The 16,394-nt window shown below is 40.1% G+C and carries 14 protein-coding genes; 3 read left to right on the top strand and 11 right to left on the bottom strand.

What is annotated here, in order from left to right; all coding sequences use genetic code 11:
• Nucleotides 1-59 precede the first annotated feature (59 nt).
• Nucleotides 60-974: an alpha/beta fold hydrolase gene (locus A923_RS0109380; RefSeq protein WP_017221415.1), complete on the bottom strand. Its 915-nt coding sequence runs from the start codon at nt 972-974 to the stop codon at nt 60-62.
• 433 nt (nt 975-1,407) lie between these two features.
• On the opposite strand from A923_RS0109380, the gene A923_RS0109390 reads away from it, so the two are divergent.
• On the top strand, nt 1,408-1,977 hold the full coding sequence (locus A923_RS0109390) for an NnrU family protein (RefSeq protein ID WP_017221417.1): 570 nt from the start codon (nt 1,408-1,410) through the stop codon (nt 1,975-1,977).
• 36 nt (nt 1,978-2,013) lie between these two features.
• Here A923_RS0109390 and A923_RS0109395 read toward each other — a convergent pair whose 3' ends face one another.
• Together A923_RS0109395 and A923_RS0109400 are read right to left on the bottom strand one after the other, a co-directional pair.
• Nucleotides 2,014-2,973: a hypothetical protein gene (locus tag A923_RS0109395; protein WP_017221418.1), complete on the bottom strand. Its 960-nt coding sequence runs from the start codon at nt 2,971-2,973 to the stop codon at nt 2,014-2,016.
• On the bottom strand, nt 2,973-4,310 hold the full coding sequence (locus tag A923_RS0109400) for a sphingomyelin phosphodiesterase (RefSeq protein WP_017221419.1): 1,338 nt from the start codon (nt 4,308-4,310) through the stop codon (nt 2,973-2,975). Before A923_RS0109400 ends, A923_RS0109395 begins: the two co-directional genes overlap by 1 nt.
• 330 nt (nt 4,311-4,640) lie before the next feature.
• Between A923_RS0109400 and A923_RS0109410 the strand changes: the two genes are divergently transcribed.
• Nucleotides 4,641-5,564: a polyprenyl-phosphate transporter gene (locus A923_RS0109410; protein WP_026006168.1), complete on the top strand. Its 924-nt coding sequence runs from the start codon at nt 4,641-4,643 to the stop codon at nt 5,562-5,564.
• Between the two features lie 98 nt (nt 5,565-5,662).
• On the opposite strand, the gene nrfF is transcribed toward A923_RS0109410, so the two are convergent.
• The 6 genes from nrfF to A923_RS0109440 all read right to left on the bottom strand — a co-directional run bounded on the left by nrfF (nt 5,663) and on the right by A923_RS0109440 (nt 10,930).
• Nucleotides 5,663-6,109 carry a heme lyase NrfEFG subunit NrfF gene (gene nrfF / locus A923_RS0109415; RefSeq protein WP_017221422.1) on the bottom strand — a complete coding sequence of 149 codons (447 nt, stop codon included), beginning with the start codon at nt 6,107-6,109 and terminating at the stop codon, nt 5,663-5,665.
• A 60-nt stretch (nt 6,110-6,169) separates the two neighbouring features.
• The gene (locus A923_RS0109420) at nt 6,170-6,712 is read right to left on the bottom strand and encodes a DsbE family thiol:disulfide interchange protein (protein WP_017221423.1); all 543 of its coding nucleotides are present in this window, start codon (nt 6,710-6,712) and stop codon (nt 6,170-6,172) included.
• Complete coding sequence (locus A923_RS0109425; protein ID WP_017221424.1) at nt 6,699-8,576, bottom strand: heme lyase CcmF/NrfE family subunit; 1,878 nt, start codon at nt 8,574-8,576, stop codon at nt 6,699-6,701. Before A923_RS0109425 ends, A923_RS0109420 begins: the two co-directional genes overlap by 14 nt.
• Before the next feature lie 95 nt (nt 8,577-8,671).
• A complete protein-coding gene (gene nrfD / locus A923_RS0109430) occupies nt 8,672-9,640 on the bottom strand; it encodes a cytochrome c nitrite reductase subunit NrfD (RefSeq protein ID WP_017221425.1) in 969 nt (322 codons plus the stop codon).
• Nucleotides 9,637-10,323 carry a cytochrome c nitrite reductase Fe-S protein gene (gene nrfC, locus A923_RS0109435; protein ID WP_017221426.1) on the bottom strand — a complete coding sequence of 229 codons (687 nt, stop codon included), beginning with the start codon at nt 10,321-10,323 and terminating at the stop codon, nt 9,637-9,639. Before nrfC ends, nrfD begins: the two co-directional genes overlap by 4 nt.
• Before the next feature lies 1 nt (nt 10,324).
• Nucleotides 10,325-10,930: a multiheme c-type cytochrome gene (locus tag A923_RS0109440; RefSeq protein WP_017221427.1), complete on the bottom strand. Its 606-nt coding sequence runs from the start codon at nt 10,928-10,930 to the stop codon at nt 10,325-10,327.
• Between the two features lie 656 nt (nt 10,931-11,586).
• Here A923_RS0109440 and nrfA point away from each other — a divergent pair.
• Entirely contained in the window at nt 11,587-13,023 is a 1,437-nt protein-coding gene (gene nrfA / locus A923_RS0109445; RefSeq protein ID WP_017221428.1) for an ammonia-forming nitrite reductase cytochrome c552 subunit, read from the top strand.
• Between the two features lie 88 nt (nt 13,024-13,111).
• Here nrfA and A923_RS0109450 read toward each other — a convergent pair whose 3' ends face one another.
• Nucleotides 13,112-13,738 carry a TPR domain-containing protein gene (locus A923_RS0109450; protein WP_017221429.1) on the bottom strand — a complete coding sequence of 209 codons (627 nt, stop codon included), beginning with the start codon at nt 13,736-13,738 and terminating at the stop codon, nt 13,112-13,114.
• Nucleotides 13,739-13,754: 16 nt separating this feature from the next.
• Nucleotides 13,755-15,995: an acetyl-CoA hydrolase/transferase C-terminal domain-containing protein gene (locus A923_RS0109455; RefSeq protein WP_017221430.1), complete on the bottom strand. Its 2,241-nt coding sequence runs from the start codon at nt 15,993-15,995 to the stop codon at nt 13,755-13,757.
• Nucleotides 15,996-16,394: the final 399 nt, after the last annotated feature.

Genomic DNA, 16,394 nt, shown 5'->3' on the forward strand with positions numbered 1-16,394 from the left:
CACTGCGCCACTGCAAAACCATCGATAAATGAGTAAGCAAGTGGCCAGCTATTTTTTCTTTAGTTAGAGTTTAACCAATTTTCGAGCTTTTTATTAACCAGGTCAGGCGAAGATTGCATAAACCAATGACCGCCAGGTAGAACTTCAACTTGTCCCTTATGTTGTTCTTGTAACTGTGCTTCCCAGCTTTTAGCATGGAACCAGACTTTTTTGTCCTTTCCGTACATAAACAAGAAAGGCGTGCCATAATCTTCTATCTTTGTCGCTTTTGTTGTACTTTTCGTCAATACAGAGTTCCATAAATGCCAGTATGGATAAGTCATACGGGGATCTGAACGCAAATCGGCGATGGTTTTATTAGGATCTACATCTTCAATTTTTAAAATTTTATCAGCCGTATACAATGCTAACTTATCTCCGAGGTACTCAGGTAAAGTCCAAGCAACAGCAAGTGCAAAAGTATATTTAACATTGATCGTTGGGCGTTTTTCTGCTCCAAAGCTACCGATATCAAATAATACCAGTCGATCGACTAGGTCATTTTTCTTAAGATACTGAGAAGCATAAACAGCACCCCAATCGTGGGCCAGAACAGTGACATTGTCTCTATTTAAACCTTTGATGAAAGCGTTTATAATCATTCTGATCTGCTTGATATTATAATGCGGTCTTTCTCCATTATCTTCTAACTCAAACCCAGGAAGAGTGAATCGAGCAATCGAATAATCGTCTTTTAAATACTCGACCTGTTTGTCCCAAAGCTCCAAACTGTCAGGATAACCGTGAATAAACACTAAGGTCTCGTCACCTTCACCGTCAAATTTAACTTCAAGGTTGTTTACTATTTCAGGAAGGTTTTTCTGAAATTCTTCATCTGATATAGGGCCGGTAAAAGCAAATGTATAAAGAACATAGAGAATGGGAGAAAGTACAACGAGTACAATCAACAATAACCTGGTTATAATTTTTTTCATGGGCATCCTTGTATTTTATTTTTCATTTTGAAATTCTACTTAACAAGACCAATTAAGTTATTTTATTGATTTAATTAAATAAATTTAACATAGACATTCACTTTACCAATCAATACACAAGCAAAGACAGCGACGATAGCTAAGAGTGTTTTTATTTTATTCACTTGTCATTCCTTTACAGCGCGTAAATTAGAGTAATGACTCTACACTTAAAACATTTATACACTTTCCAATAAGTGATGTAAAGTTACACCAAATTAAACTAATTTTAATTGTGGATTTTGCTACTTTTGTCACAACCGTAACGGGCAGAAATACTGCGATGAGTAACCCACCTCACTTTAATTGCGCGCAATTTGATTTCACACAATGTTAGTTATCTTAAACAAGGTTATCGTGAAATTTAATTTGTAAACTTAAAAGGAAATATTTTATGTTCAGTTTAATCACAGGCTTATTCCTATTTCTCGGAATTCATTCAATATCAATCATTGCCGAAGACTTCAGAAACAGAATGGCCACCAAAAGCGAAAATGGATGGAAAATTATCTACTCACTCATATCAGTTGTAGGTATCGTACTTATCGCCAACGGCTATGCAGCCCTTAGATTAGAGCCTGTACTTCTCTATGTTCCACCTTATTGGTTTAAGCATCTGACTTACTTATTGATGTTGCCAGCGATGATACTTTTTGTCGCGCCTTACCTTCCCGGAAAAATAAAACAAGTAACCAAGCATCCTCAACTCATCGCGGTAAAATTATGGGCATTAAGTCATCTACTCGTCAACGGTATGTTGGCCGATATTATACTTTTCGGCGCATTCATCATTTGGGCAGCAGCAGCGAGGATCTCGATGAAAAAGAGAACATCACGCGTTATCCCAGGACTTAAACCGAACGGCATAAACGACATTATCGCGATCATTGTTGGCGGAGTATTAACTGGTGCATTTATACTTTATTTACACCAATTTTTGATCGGCATACCATTGGCTGCTTGAGCAAAGCTGAATGTGGCGGAGATGTTTACCTAGCACTTAAGGACCAAAAAAATTAAGTCGATATTGATACAACTGCTCCGCTTTATAAGCGTGCCAATCTGCACTAGTCATCTGTTTTTTAGTCGTGTCTCGTTCATTAGAAAGGTTCGTCTGAAGTTGATTTAATCCTTGCTGGTAATCTGTTACGTCCTGGTTTTGGGCATCAATTTGTTGCTCTCGGTGACGAATAGATTGTTGCTCGTTAGCAGTCAGGTATTGCGACCCCAGCTCATCCTTAATACGTACAGCTTGATCTTCTGGCATTGTCGAAGGGATTAATTTCAACGCTTCTTCATACTTAGCGGTATCAGTGCTTAAAGCAACGCGAGTTAAGTCATCGCCTTGTTCTACCAACATTTTATTGTATTCGCTAATAAAGTCATCAGCATCCTGACTCCGGTTGAAACGACTATCAGGATCCAATAGCGACAAGCGGTAATCATAATAATCATCTTGTTGCTTGAATAACAAGGCTGCATCTTCACCCCATACTTGTTCACGAATGGCTTGAACGTTGGCTATTTTATCAGCCAAGCTAGTATCGTGACTGATTAACGACGCACCCATCAAGCGTTGTTCTTCTTGCAAAGATTCAGGAAAATTAAGTAATAACTGATACCGATCTTCATCAAGTAACAACTGCTGTTGGAGTAACATGTCATCACAATGAGGCTCCTGATTACATTGCTGCCAAAATGCCGTTAACGCTGTTATTAACGTTTGCCCTTGTGCTGATTGCAGTAACGAAGCCGCTTCTGCTTTCATACTGCTTAATTTTATGTTTTTACTTGTTGTATTTGATACTACACCAGGCTGTTTTAATGTTGAATTGGCGAGAGCAGATGATAACGGAGCCGCTTCACTTTGCTTATCCCCATTCAGTTCATTTTCACTCGAAATGAAAAAATAAACACTGCCAGCAAAGGCAGCGCTTACCAAAAATAACCGAACCCGCATTAACGGATCTCCGCTTTAACGGGGAAATGATCGGACAAATTCCAATGTTCCCATAAACTAGCGACCGTGGTACGGGGTACTTTCACTGTGTTTATGTTTTCATTACGCTGCGCAAATTCATTGCTTACGACGATATAATCAAGGTATTCAATATTTTTACCACCCGATAATGCACTGCCAGCAAAAGCATTGATACGAGGGTCAAATGTTGACTCTGTATAACCAGCATATTCCGGTTCATCAGCACTAAGATTCACAAACATCTGTTGATAGTCCGTAGGGAATTTACGTTTATTCACATTAAAATCACCACCATAAACCACGGTGTCTGTGACTGGGATATTTTGTGTATGAGCAAACTCACGCATCTGACTGAACTGACGTTGACGATAATCACGTGCGGTATCGGTATCAAACGACGCGGTGTGCGTTGCTAAAACATGATAAGCCTTACCATTTTTGATCACTTCAGCATAATTTACGCCTTTGTCGGCAAAGCAATCAGTGCCAGAGCAGTCAGGGTAAACATATTGCCCTTCGTTAACTATCGGATAGCGACTTACAATAGTGACGCCACCGTCGTAAACATTTACACCAGATTTATCTAACATCTTGGTTTGATACGGGTATTCCTTGGCAAGATCACGTAAGAAAGCACCTCGACCAGCAGCAAATACTTCTTGTAGCATCAGTACATCATAACCTTTCACATGCTCAGGTATTTCCTGCAAACGTTTGCCTATATGCGACGCTATCACAGGCAGAGCCCATACATTATATGACATCACTTTCAGCGCGTTGCCATCATGTTCAGGCTGCTCATCCATTTTTTGCGGCGTGATCGTATAATGTATATCATCATAACGCCCCGTGGCACTGGCTTTAAACGCAATTTCAGTGCTTGTACTGTTGCTATTATATTGAGATAAGTAGCGGTAAGTATCGCGATCATCCGCCCAGTTCAACGCGAGATCATTGGCACTCGCGCCGTGTTCGAGTGACGATTTGTACCAATAACCTTTCACTTGTTGTAATAAAGACAGCGACTCACCATTTTCATTGGTCACTAACGTTTCAAACTGGTAGTTATCGCCTGACTTTATACCTTCCCAGCGATTAAAACTTAGCACCATTTTGGTTTCCCACGGTTTAAGTGTCTGTGCGTGTTGTTGCCACTCAGAACCTTCTTGGAGTAAATCAGAACCGGTATGGTTGACTGTAACTGACATCGCTTGATTAGAATTATTAGTCAGATAGATATCACTGTCGGCAAGAGCAGTAGCGCTCATCACACAAGTGAAGCAAGTAGTTGTTATGACATTTTTTAGTATATTCACATCAAATCCTTTGATTATTGATATAGCGGATTTGAGGTTAATTGAAGAATATGACATTTAATATACAATGTTATTAAATATTTAGTTGATATCACAGTTGGGTAAAAATAACGGCAATAAGTGTGATGGTTGATGGTAAATGCTATATTAGTAATTAAAGTTGGCATTCAAGCTGTCAGCAAGCATTTTATGACCGAGCCGTTATTTAGCGAGATTAAGATTCTTTTCATTAAATGCAAAAAAGTATTTACTGTTATGACATTTTTTTCACTCAAACAGTTTATAATGCTGTCAAATTTATCCTTTAATCAATAAAGTAGACGTAAAATCATGAGTAAATTTTCTACCTTTCTAAAAGGCATGGCAATGGGCGCTGCAGACGTGGTTCCAGGTGTGTCAGGCGGTACTATCGCTTTCATTACCGGTATTTACGATACGCTGCTAGGCAGTATTAGTCGTATTACCCCTAGCCTTATCGGTATGATCCGCAATGATGGTCTAAAAGCTGCGTTTGATTATATCAATGGTACATTCTTGATCGTATTATTGGCAGGGATTCTAACCAGTATTTTAACACTAGCGCGCGTTATTACTTGGATGCTAAACACCCACCCTATTCCACTGTGGTCTTTTTTCTTCGGGTTAATCATCATCTCGGTCAACCACATGTTTAAACAGGTCGAGTTCTGGAAAGTCAGCCGTTTTGTGGCTGTGCTTGCAGGTATTGGTTTTGCTTATAGCATTACCGTGCTGCAACCACTTAACCTTGAACCGACATCAATCAATATCTTACTTGCAGGTTCAATTGCCATTTGTGCAATGATCTTACCGGGCGTTTCAGGTAGCTTTATTCTGTTGATGTTAGGGATGTACACCCCTATTCTTGCTGCAGCAAAGTCTCTCGACATTATCACCCTGGGTACGTTTGCTGCTGGTTGTGCCATTGGTATTTTGTCATTCTCGCATGTGCTGACATGGGTACTAAAACATTACCGCGATATCGCGTTGACGTTTTTAACTGGATTAATGATCGGTACGCTGGGTAAAGTATGGCCGTGGAAAGAGACATTAACGTGGCGTACGAACTCAAGTGGGCTTGAAGTGCCATTGCTAGAGCGTAATCTGTCGCCATTTAGCTTCGAACAAGTCACCGGCCAACCGGCATTATTAGCTTATGCTATCGTTGCTATGCTTGCTGCAATTGCGCTTATCTTAATGCTTGAAAAGACGGCAAGTAAATCACTGTCTAACTAGTTTTGATAACGGCTAAAATCATAACGAACACCCAAATAACCTTATAATTTGGGTGTTCGTTAAAAATCGACACTAATCAATCTAAACTAAGCCCCGCATCAATCCACTATCGACGCCGTGACTTTACGATAACCTAACCAACCAAATAACAACATCAGAAACACAGGTCCGAGCCACAATACATACGTTCGTGGTTCAAATTTAGGTTTATACAACACCATATCACCAAAACGACTAGTCATAAAATCAATCACTTGTGGATCTGTTTTCCCCTCGCTCACCATTAAATATACTTTTAGTCGTAAATCTTTGGCTATCGGCGAATTCGATTCCATTAAGTTCTGATTCTGACATTGAGGACAACGCAATTGGCGCGCTAAATGTATCGCCCGATTTTGTTGCTCAATAGAATCAAACGAAAATATCTCTACCGATTGCGTTGATTCAGTGTCAGATAAGCTGCTACTTTCTCTTTGATTCTGCGCAGATAAAGGGTAAACCACGAACAGCGCGACAATAAAAACATACACCGATGACAACTTCATTTCACTTGTTCCTTACTTTGCTGCTTGTTTAGTTAATTGCTTAATTGATTGAGTGCTTGGTTAATTTAGATCTACAATTAACGGTTTGAAGTAATCTTGCCAAGCCGCTTCATCCAATGCACCAGAATAACGAAACAACACGATGCCTTGCTTATCCAATAGATAGGTCTCGGGTGTAGAAATAACGCCTATATCCAGTGCTAAATGACCTTGCGGATCAAAGATAGTTGCAACATAAGGACTGCCAAGCATGGTTAAAACATGGTTCGCTGCGTCCCTGTCGTCACGGTAATTTAGACCGACAATACGGATATTATCTTTACTGGCTAGGTTCATCAAAAAATCATGCTCGCTTTGACACACAGCGCACCATGAAGCCCAGACATTTAGCAAGGTGAACGATTTATCCGTTTTCAGGATAGTATTGTCTAGCCAATCAGCTTTAGACTCTAAACTTCTTACCTTAAACTCGGGCATCGCTTTACCAACTAACACCGAGGGAGTTACTTGTCTTTCTTGAGCCGTTAGCGCGAACATCATTGAAGCGACAAACAACAGTCCTATCAGACTCGGTATTATTAGCATTAATTTATGTTCTTTCATAACGCTGTCCTATCGCTAAAATACCACCAAGCATCATCATTAGACTGCCAGCCCATAGCCAGTTTATAAATGCTTTATGCTGTATTCGTATCGCATAAGCATTGCGGCCAATTTTCTCACCCATGGTGATATAAATATCGCGCAGCCAAGTTGAATGGATCGCGGGTTCACTCATATTCATCACCCGCACTGGATAATGACGTTTTTGAGGTTTCAACTGGACGATATTACCGTCTGCATCGACGACATCGAGTAACGCTTGTTCAGCCGTGTAATTAGCCGCAACCAGCCATTCTGTAGCACGGTAATGAATGGTTAGATCGCCAAGTTCCACTGTACTACCCGGGCTCATCTTAGCGCTCACCTCAGTTGAATTATAACTAACAAGCAATATACCAACCGCTGTGACCGCAACGCCAATATGGGCAACCGTCATGGCTAAATGCCCTATACTCACGCCTCCCACAAAGGCCGACGTAACCATAGCTGCGCACAATATCAATACCAAAGAGACAAACACAGACGAATTATCATTAAATAAGTAACTCGCGAGCAATCCGACAACTGCCGCCAAAATCCACACCAATAACAACTTAACCTTTAGACCTTCCAACTTGGTTTTTTGCCAATGAATGAAAGGCGCGATGGTCATTAATACAAAACACAATAGCGCCAGAGGCACGAATACAGTGTTAAAGAAAGGCGCACCGACAGAAATACTTGCAAGATTAAAGACTTGGAATATCATCGGATAAAAAGTCCCGAGTAATACCGATAATGTCGCCACCACTAGCACACTATTCAAAACCAAAAACAGCACTTCCCGGCTGACTAGGCTCTGTAACCGCAACGGTTTAATCTTCCCGCTTTGTAGCATAAACAAGGTTAATGGCACGACCACACAAATGGCTAAGATAACTAACAGCACGAGTCCACGTGTTGGATCTACCGCAAACGCATGTACAGACGTTAAGATCCCTGAGCGCACGACAAAGGTGCCTAGTAAACTCAAACTAAAGGTAAATATCGACAGTAGCAAACTCCAGTTAATCAACGCCTGCCGCTTTTCACTGGCGATCAAAGAGTGCAGTAAAGCCGTACCTGTTATCCAAGGTAGCAATGATGCATTTTCTACTGGATCCCAGAACCACCAGCCGCCCCAACCCAGTTCGTAATACGCCCACCAAGAACCCAGTGCGACACCACCGGTGAGCATAACCCAAGCTGCAAGTGTCCAAGCTCGACTCCACTGTGGCCAAGGAATATTAATATCAGGCATCGTTAACGCTGCTACAGCAAAAGCAAATGCGCCCGAAAATCCGACATAACCCAAGTACAACAGCGGCGGGTGAAAAATAAGCCCAACGTCTTGTAACATCGGATGCAAGTCTCGTCCTTGCATTGGTACCGGAAATAATCGTGAAAAAGGGTTCGAAGCCAATAAGGTGAATAGCCCAAACGCGGCGGTTAATAAACTTAGAACAATGAGAACTCGGCTGATAAATGCTTGATTATGGTTGCGGTTAACAAAGGCTATCGCCGCCGACCATAACGACAATGAGAATACCCAAAATAACAACGAGCCTTCATGCCCGCCCCATACCGCTGCTATTTTGAAAAAAAACGGTAACTGAGAATTTGAATGTTGAGCAATATAAGTAACAGAGAAATCATCAAGCGTGAAGCTATAAGCGAGCAGGCAGATAGACGTCGTCACAGCGCCAAATGCACCATAACTTAATGCCCACGAATACCGATTAAGGTGTGGTCGTTTAGTAAAAATACCAAACAGCGGAATAGCAGCACCTAAAATAGCGCACAACGTACCAAGAATAAGTGAAAACAATCCAATTTCTGGGATCATAAAGGGATCCATTCATCATAAAGAATAAAGAGAGCCCTAATGGACCCTCTTATCATAGAGTTAAACTAATACTTAAACTATTTGCTTAGCGTTAATTAAACAACCGTCATTTGTCCAGCATACAAAATAAATGTACGCAGCATTAATACACCAACAAGACTTAACGAGGTAACTAATAACACAAAGGCCTTGTTATGTTGGGCTTGAGTCGGTACAAAAAAGTTAAGCGCCAGTGGCACTAACATACCCGCACCAACGACACCATACCAAAACCAAGTTGCCCAGAATCCACCGCCAATTGCGGCCATTGCTGCGACTTCATTCTGACCACCACCAAAGATAAGGCCTGTAAAAAATGTCAGTAATACAAACAGCTCAAACACCACAACAGGACGTTCTATACTGTGGATCCATTGCACACTTTTACTGTGAAACGATTCTTTGAAGCCAACAATACCTAGCATTAAACAAGCCGCTGCACCCGATGACACACTAGAGAAGATAAACAGCACAGGTAATACCGGATTATTTAACATCGGATAGGTTTTCAATGCCGATAATAAAAAGCCAGTATATGCCGCTAACATGATAGCCAACAGTGCTAACAATAGTTCTACTGCATTCTCAAGTTTCGCTAGTTTATCGACAATCGGATTAACAAAAGCCAACCGACCTTTGAATAATTTCTGCAGCAAGTTAGCGAGTTCATCCTTGAACATAATGGCAATCCAAGTAAATAAAATAATCATATAAACTTGGAACAAGATCACGCCCATCGACATGACAGAACTGGTATTAAAGTAAATTAAAATCTTCCAGAATGCCAAGGGTTTGGTTAAGTGAAAGATCAAAATGGTTAAACCTGAGATGATCCCTAACGGCGCTAAGATTGCCGTTGCTTTGATAATACCGTTAGCAGACGCTTTACCTTCAATAACCTTACGCTTCAAATGTATCGAAATTAATACCATGCCTGCCGACATGCCGGTTAAAAATAGGTAAATAGCAATGATCCAATCCCAGACCAAAGAATCAAACGTAAACGCACTTACAAATGTATTCATCGTTTTATCTCCCCTTTTGTGTCCGCCACTTTATACAGCTTTGGCTCGGTACCTAACTCGATTTTCGAACGATAAACGGCATTACTGGCAATGACTTTGTTTATTTCACTCGTCGGATCGTTTAGATCACCAAAGGTTAATGCGTTTGTCGGGCATGATTCAACACAGGCTGGTAATTTACCGGCTTTCAAGTTGGTATCACGACAGAAATTACATTTATCTGCAGATTTTGTTTCCGGATGGAAGAATCGTACTTGATACGGACAAGCCGCTAAGCAATAACCACAACCAACACACTTATCACTATGCACATCTACAATGCCGGTTTTCAGATCCACATACGAAGCGCCCGTAGGACAAACCGTGACACAAGGTGCATTATCGCAATGCTGACAAGAAACACGTGTAAATGTGTAATCGACATTAGGGTACTCGCCCATCGGCGCACTCCGTTCGATTGTTAAACGGGATACACCTTCTGGTACATTGTTGGTTTCACGGCATGCATCTGTACACGCAGTACAACCAATACACGCGGTTTCATCAAAAACCATACCGTAGCGTTTATCACCAACGTCTTGCGTAGCAACTAATGACTTTTTGGCTAAAGCGACTTTAGCGACACCCGTAGTGAAAATCACCGCACCAGCACCGATTAATAAATTACGTCTAGAACAGGCCATGTCATTCTCCCTTATCTTTTTTTATCAAGTTAAAGTCTTTATGACAATCAACGCACTGCGCAATTTGAGCCTTACGTTCTAGCGCTTGCATGCCTTCTTTCTCACCATCGGCATGGATCACATGACAAGACGAACAGGTGGCTTTTTTAGCGTGTACATCGTGTACCCAGGTTTTTTCTTGTAGGCGTTCTGATGTATGACATTCAGTACAATTACCCGTTGCTTTTAAGATCGCATCAAAATCAAGCAAGCTTTTATGCGTGCCGACTTCAGATTGCGCTGCAGAGTACGTGGTTACTTGAGAGGCATTTTCGCGGTGGTCAGGACCAATCGTGTTATGGCATTCAACACATTTAAGATCTCGACCAAGTTTAACGGTGGCTTTTTCACCGTGCGTACCTTGGCGTGTTTCTTTCGAGTCTTTATGACATTGCGTACACGCATTATCACTATCACGAATAAACGTCACTTGGTGTCGACTATCAGCGCTTGTAGTTAACGCATCGTGGTCTGACGACTCCGCAGCAACACTGAAATTCAAACCATAGATACATATGATGAGCAGAAAGCTAATCGTTGTACGTATGGCTAATTTTACATTACCCATTTTGCATCCTTCTATGAGAATTATAAAAATATGTATTAATTAAAAACACATTTTAATTTTCGTTAGTTTAATTATTCAGACAAAATAATTATTAAATTAAATATCATTTCAACTTAACTATTATTTATTTTCTGAGTAACACTAATTCTTATTAATAATAATTCTTATTTACAATGCCAGCCACAACGCTTAACGACGCCACTATATTTTAAAACGTGTAAATATGACACCCCTAGATGAGTACTCATAATGAGTTAATATGATATTTGAGATATACGTCAACAAACGCATAAGATTCTGTTTTAGAAAGATTATGAGTTGTTATTAAAATGTAAGTTAATGTCAAGACGTGTCATCTAGTGTATAGATCACACTTTATAGGTTTAATTTCATGCAATTTTTATTAATCGAATAATACCGATTTCATAACTTGATCGAAAACAACAAACGCGCCAGTAATAACCGAATAATATATATAGAGAAGCAATTTTAAGATATTTTAAATACGGTATTTATATTATTTAATCATATCTAAAAAGTATCAGTCTAACTTGAACATAAAGATTAAATTAAAAAATATAATTACGTTCCGATTTTTATTTATTGCCTCTCTCACAACGCTTGGTCAATCTAAATAATTATAAATTGGAGACAACATGGTTAGTTTATATAAAACGCTTAAACCAACGTCAGGCGCAGTCGTTGTATTAGCAACACTGTTACTTAGTATGAGTACATCTGTGTTTGCTGCAGATCAAGTAACAGAAAAATTAGAACCTCGTAACGAAAAGTTTCAACAAGCGCACCCGGATCAATACAAGACTTGGAAAGCGACCAGTGAAAGTAAAGAATTAGAAGACGCACTACAAGGTGATCCCAATATGGTCATCATGTGGGCTGGTTATGGCTTTTCTAAAGACTATAATAAAGCCCGTGGGCATTTCTATGCCATCGATGATATTCGTAATACTCTGCGTACAGGCGGACCAACGAATGCTAAAAATGGCCCTATGGTTATGTCTTGTTGGAGCTGTAAAGGCCCTGATGTAGCACGCTTTATCGAAGAAAATGGTGAAGATGCTTACTTTAGCGGTAAATGGGCTAAAGGCGGTGCTGAAGTGGTGAATGCGATTGGTTGTGCTGATTGTCATGATACTCGTAGCGACGCATTCAAAAATGGTGAACCGGCACTTAAACTGACCCGCCCACACGTAGAACGTGCAATGGAAACCATTGGCAAGCCGTTTTCGGAGCAAGGTCGTTTGGATAAACAAGCACAAGTTTGTGGTCAATGCCATGTTGAGTATTACTTCACCGGTCCAACCAAAGCCGTTAAATTCCCATGGGATAAAGGCACCACGGTTGATCAAATGGAAGAGTACTATGACGAAATTGGCTTCAAAGACTGGACGCACTCAGTGTCTAAAACGCCAATGTTGAAAGCCCAACACCCAGGTTATGAAACATGGCGTGAAGGCATCCACGGTAAAAACAACGTCACCTGCGTTGATTGCCATATGCCGAAAGTGAAAAATGCTGATGGTACGGTATTCACCGATCATAAAGTGGGTAACCCGTTTGATCGTTTCGAAGATACCTGTGCAACCTGCCATACACAGAGTAAAGAAATGCTCCAAGATGTAGTTAAAACACGTAAAGAGCAAGTAACAGAGATGAAGTTGTTGGCTGAAAAGCAAATCATTGCAGCACATTTTGAAGCAAAAGCAGCATGGGACGCAGGCGCAACGCAAGCTGAAATGGATGAGATCCAACTCAATATCCGCCATGCACAATGGCGTTGGGATTATGCAATTGCATCTCATGGTGTGCATATGCATGCGCCAGAAGTAGCCTTGCGTGTATTAGGCACCGCTTTAGACCGTGCAACAGATGCGCGAACTCAATTAATTCGTCTACTTGCGAAAAAAGGCATTACCGATCCAATCGAGATACCAGATATCTCAACCAAAGAACTTGCACAACAGGCACTAGGTATGGACATGGACAAGATGAACAAAGAGAAAGCAGAATTCTTGAAGACACTTGTACCAAAATGGGAAGCTGAAGCGGAAAAACGTGAAGCGACTTATTAGTTAGTGATGAAGCGACTTGTTAGTCCGCTGTAACGTAATAACAATGCCGACGTGATGTCGGCATTGTTTATTTATAAGCATGGTGACATTATCGAATGAACTGCTTTGCTTGATTAATTGAATTAATAATCGACACCCTATCTAAACCTTCCTGCCCTGAATCAAGTAACTGTACCCAAAGATCGATAGCTTGCTGATAACGCACATTCATGAACTCATTTGCCGCTAACATCATTAATGCAGTTTGGTTGTTGGGTTCAAGTGATAATGCGCGTTCCAGTAATGTTTGAACTTCACCAGTGAGATGCTGACCTTGCGAATAATACAATGCAGAAGCCTTGGCTGAATAAAGATTTGCCGTGGGCTCGGGAGTTAATCGGACAGAGTAATCAAACACTAACAACGCATTATCGTATTCACCGTTGTACATGTAAGCATTACCAAGTTGAAACCAAAGTTTGGCATTTTGCTTATCATCATAGAGCTTGTCTTGAAGCGTTAGAATTCGCTTATCACTTATTTCATAAGCAGAAAGCTGTTTAAAAGGGGCATCAGTGATGGCGGCTTGCTGCATCGCTAGTCGCTGATAATCGCTCAATAAATAATAGCCCCCTAAACTACCCGCAATTAGTATGGAAGATATTAACGGTGTCCACAATCGTCTACTCATAGTCAATTTTTCATCTGCTGATAATGATTGTGGACAGTTTAACATTTCTACCTATTATTACTTAGTTGTTTTTTAATTCCTTACTCAGTAAATTATGGGTCATACGTTCGGAAAATTGCACGGGGTTAGTTAGATCCATACGACTTAACAGGTGTTCAATTTCAGCCGTTTTTTGCGTACCAGTAAGACCTTGTAACAATAACTTAAGCTTTCCGTGTTTTGACGTCCCCTTATTCTTCAACGATTTTAAGGCTTTCATCAACTTTAATTCCGAATCAGTAAAGCTACTGCCTTGTGGATACTCAGGGAATACGCCATGCTGCTTATACTTGTTACAAAGACCAGTTATTGCTTCAGGTAAATTAAGACAAAATGCGCTGGGAATTTGGTAATCAGCAGCCACTTTGCCAGCGTCTTTTGCTTGTTGAAGCAATTGTGGCTGGAATCGAGAATCAGAAATTTTAATTAACTCGGTATAAACAATATGATCGGGTTTGCTGCGTAGATCTGCAATGCCATATTCAGTGATCACAATATCACGTAGCTGACGAGGAATAGTGTTATGCCCATAGTTGAACAATACGTTGGATTGCAGTTCACCATTGCGTACACACGTACTGCGTAATTTAAGAATCGATCGGGCGTCTTTCATTTGATGAGATTGAGCGACAAAATTATACTGCCCGCCCACACCACTAACCACCTGACCATTTTCTAAGCCATCCGAGACGACTGAACCATCCAGTGTCACCATCATTGCAGAGTTTAGAAAGCGAGCTTCTTTACGTTGCATCGCTTTAATTTTTTGATCACCCAAGAAATGATCGTACAGATCATTCACATACTTCACACTTGTCATACAAAACTTAGCATGATCTTCTTCAGTCATTTCATTCAGTGCTTTATAAAATGTCTTAGGGCCAATAAAGAAGGCGCCATGCATAACAATACCGCCTTTAAGTTTATCCCCGAGACAATGCAGCTCAACCCATAAAAGGGCACCTGCTTGACCCAAATCTGTAGTGCAACTTTCGCCATTACTGTATAACCTGTTTTGATACAAAGTGACTGCCGATTGAAATACCCCGAATTCTTGTAGATAAGCGAGATCCTTCTTGGTTAGTTCGGTTGAAATGGCTTTATGCTTAAGTAATGTGGTGAGTGTATTTATGCTCACATCAGTCGTTATAACGTCGTCATTCAGCAACGATTGTAATAAAACATCGGAGAAGACTTGGCGAGTTAAGATCCCCGCTCGATACAAATGCATGAAGCCATCGACCATTAACTCACTGCAACCATATAAACCCCGGCTGAAAATACTTCTATCGCCGACTTTTGCCACGATAGGAAATTTATCTGCAATTTTTAAATCATTAAAAATTTCATTATAACCTTCATTATTTTGGTGGCGGAGTAGCAAGCTATAGCTTAGTGCACTACAAAGTGAACCAATGCCAAGCTGCAGTGTTCCACCGTCTTTAATCAAACTACTCGCATAAAATCCAATCATATGATCTGCGTTTGAAATCGCATCTTCAGGGGTAGCAAATAATGCATAGTCTTTTTCTTGGCTTTCTAAAATAAAATTAAAGGTATTAGCACTGACTTCGGCATCGTTGCGCATAAATGGCATATTAGAATTAACTTCACCTACACAGACAAACTTTCTGCCCTCTGCCACCTTTAACTCTTCTAACACAGGGATCATATCTAATGCTAAATCTGAGTTACTGCAAAGGCTATATGTCGTGACATTATCAACTTGTCGCTCCGCAACAAGTTGCGCAACAACGTTAACACCTTTATCAATTAAATCTCGAACCGCATGGGTATAATTGGTACTTGTGTAATTGAGCTGCTGTGCGTTGTTTATAAAACTACCCGCTTTAAAGAAGAATTCAAAAACCGTAATATTATCTGGTAACGTTTTGTTTCTAATGTCTTTCATATAATCAAGTTCTTGCACATCAGCAAAATGACGACTGACAAATGGGGCAAGAAATTTATTTTCAAGATCTGTTTTAGCCCTGGGGATTTCCAACGATATAGCCGTTTCAATTTGTAATGTGATACTAGGATCAGCCTTTGCTCGTTGATATAACGCGTTGCTAAACGTAATAGCTTTACCAATTGCTATCGGCAGTCCCAAGACAATATGGTTTCCAACTTCAGCAAGTACCGCATCAACTAATTTCTCAACATCATTTAATCTAACAGCGTCAGGTTTACTGGTGGCTTTATTTGAATTAAAAACTGGTTTATCTGATATTTTTTTGGCTTCAATGTCTAATACAGGCATTATCACATCCTTTAATAAGCGGCAATATTAGGCTTCCATAAAATACCTAATTAGTATAATGCTAGGACTAATCAAACATAACAGCAAGTCATATTTAGAGTAAAAGCTTCACGCTTGTTTCAAAAACGTTGATAACAGAATGTTACACCTTAGTTAATGAATCATTTGTGTTTAAGGTGCTGTTTTTGAGATAAAAGTGAGAGTAATACCTTCAAATGGGATGAAAATAAAACATTCATACATACACGATAAATAATTGATTTAAATCAGATAAAATAAATCAACCAAGTGGTAGTCTATTGAAGGTATGCGCTGACAACCTGAGTTAATCAACTTCATCGTTCAACTAATTTCCAAATAATTTATTAAAATCTACTTAAATTTAACTATTCAGCATAC

It is taken from the genome of Moritella dasanensis ArB 0140 (assembly GCF_000276805.1).
GTDB lineage: Bacteria > Pseudomonadota > Gammaproteobacteria > Enterobacterales > Moritellaceae > Moritella > Moritella dasanensis.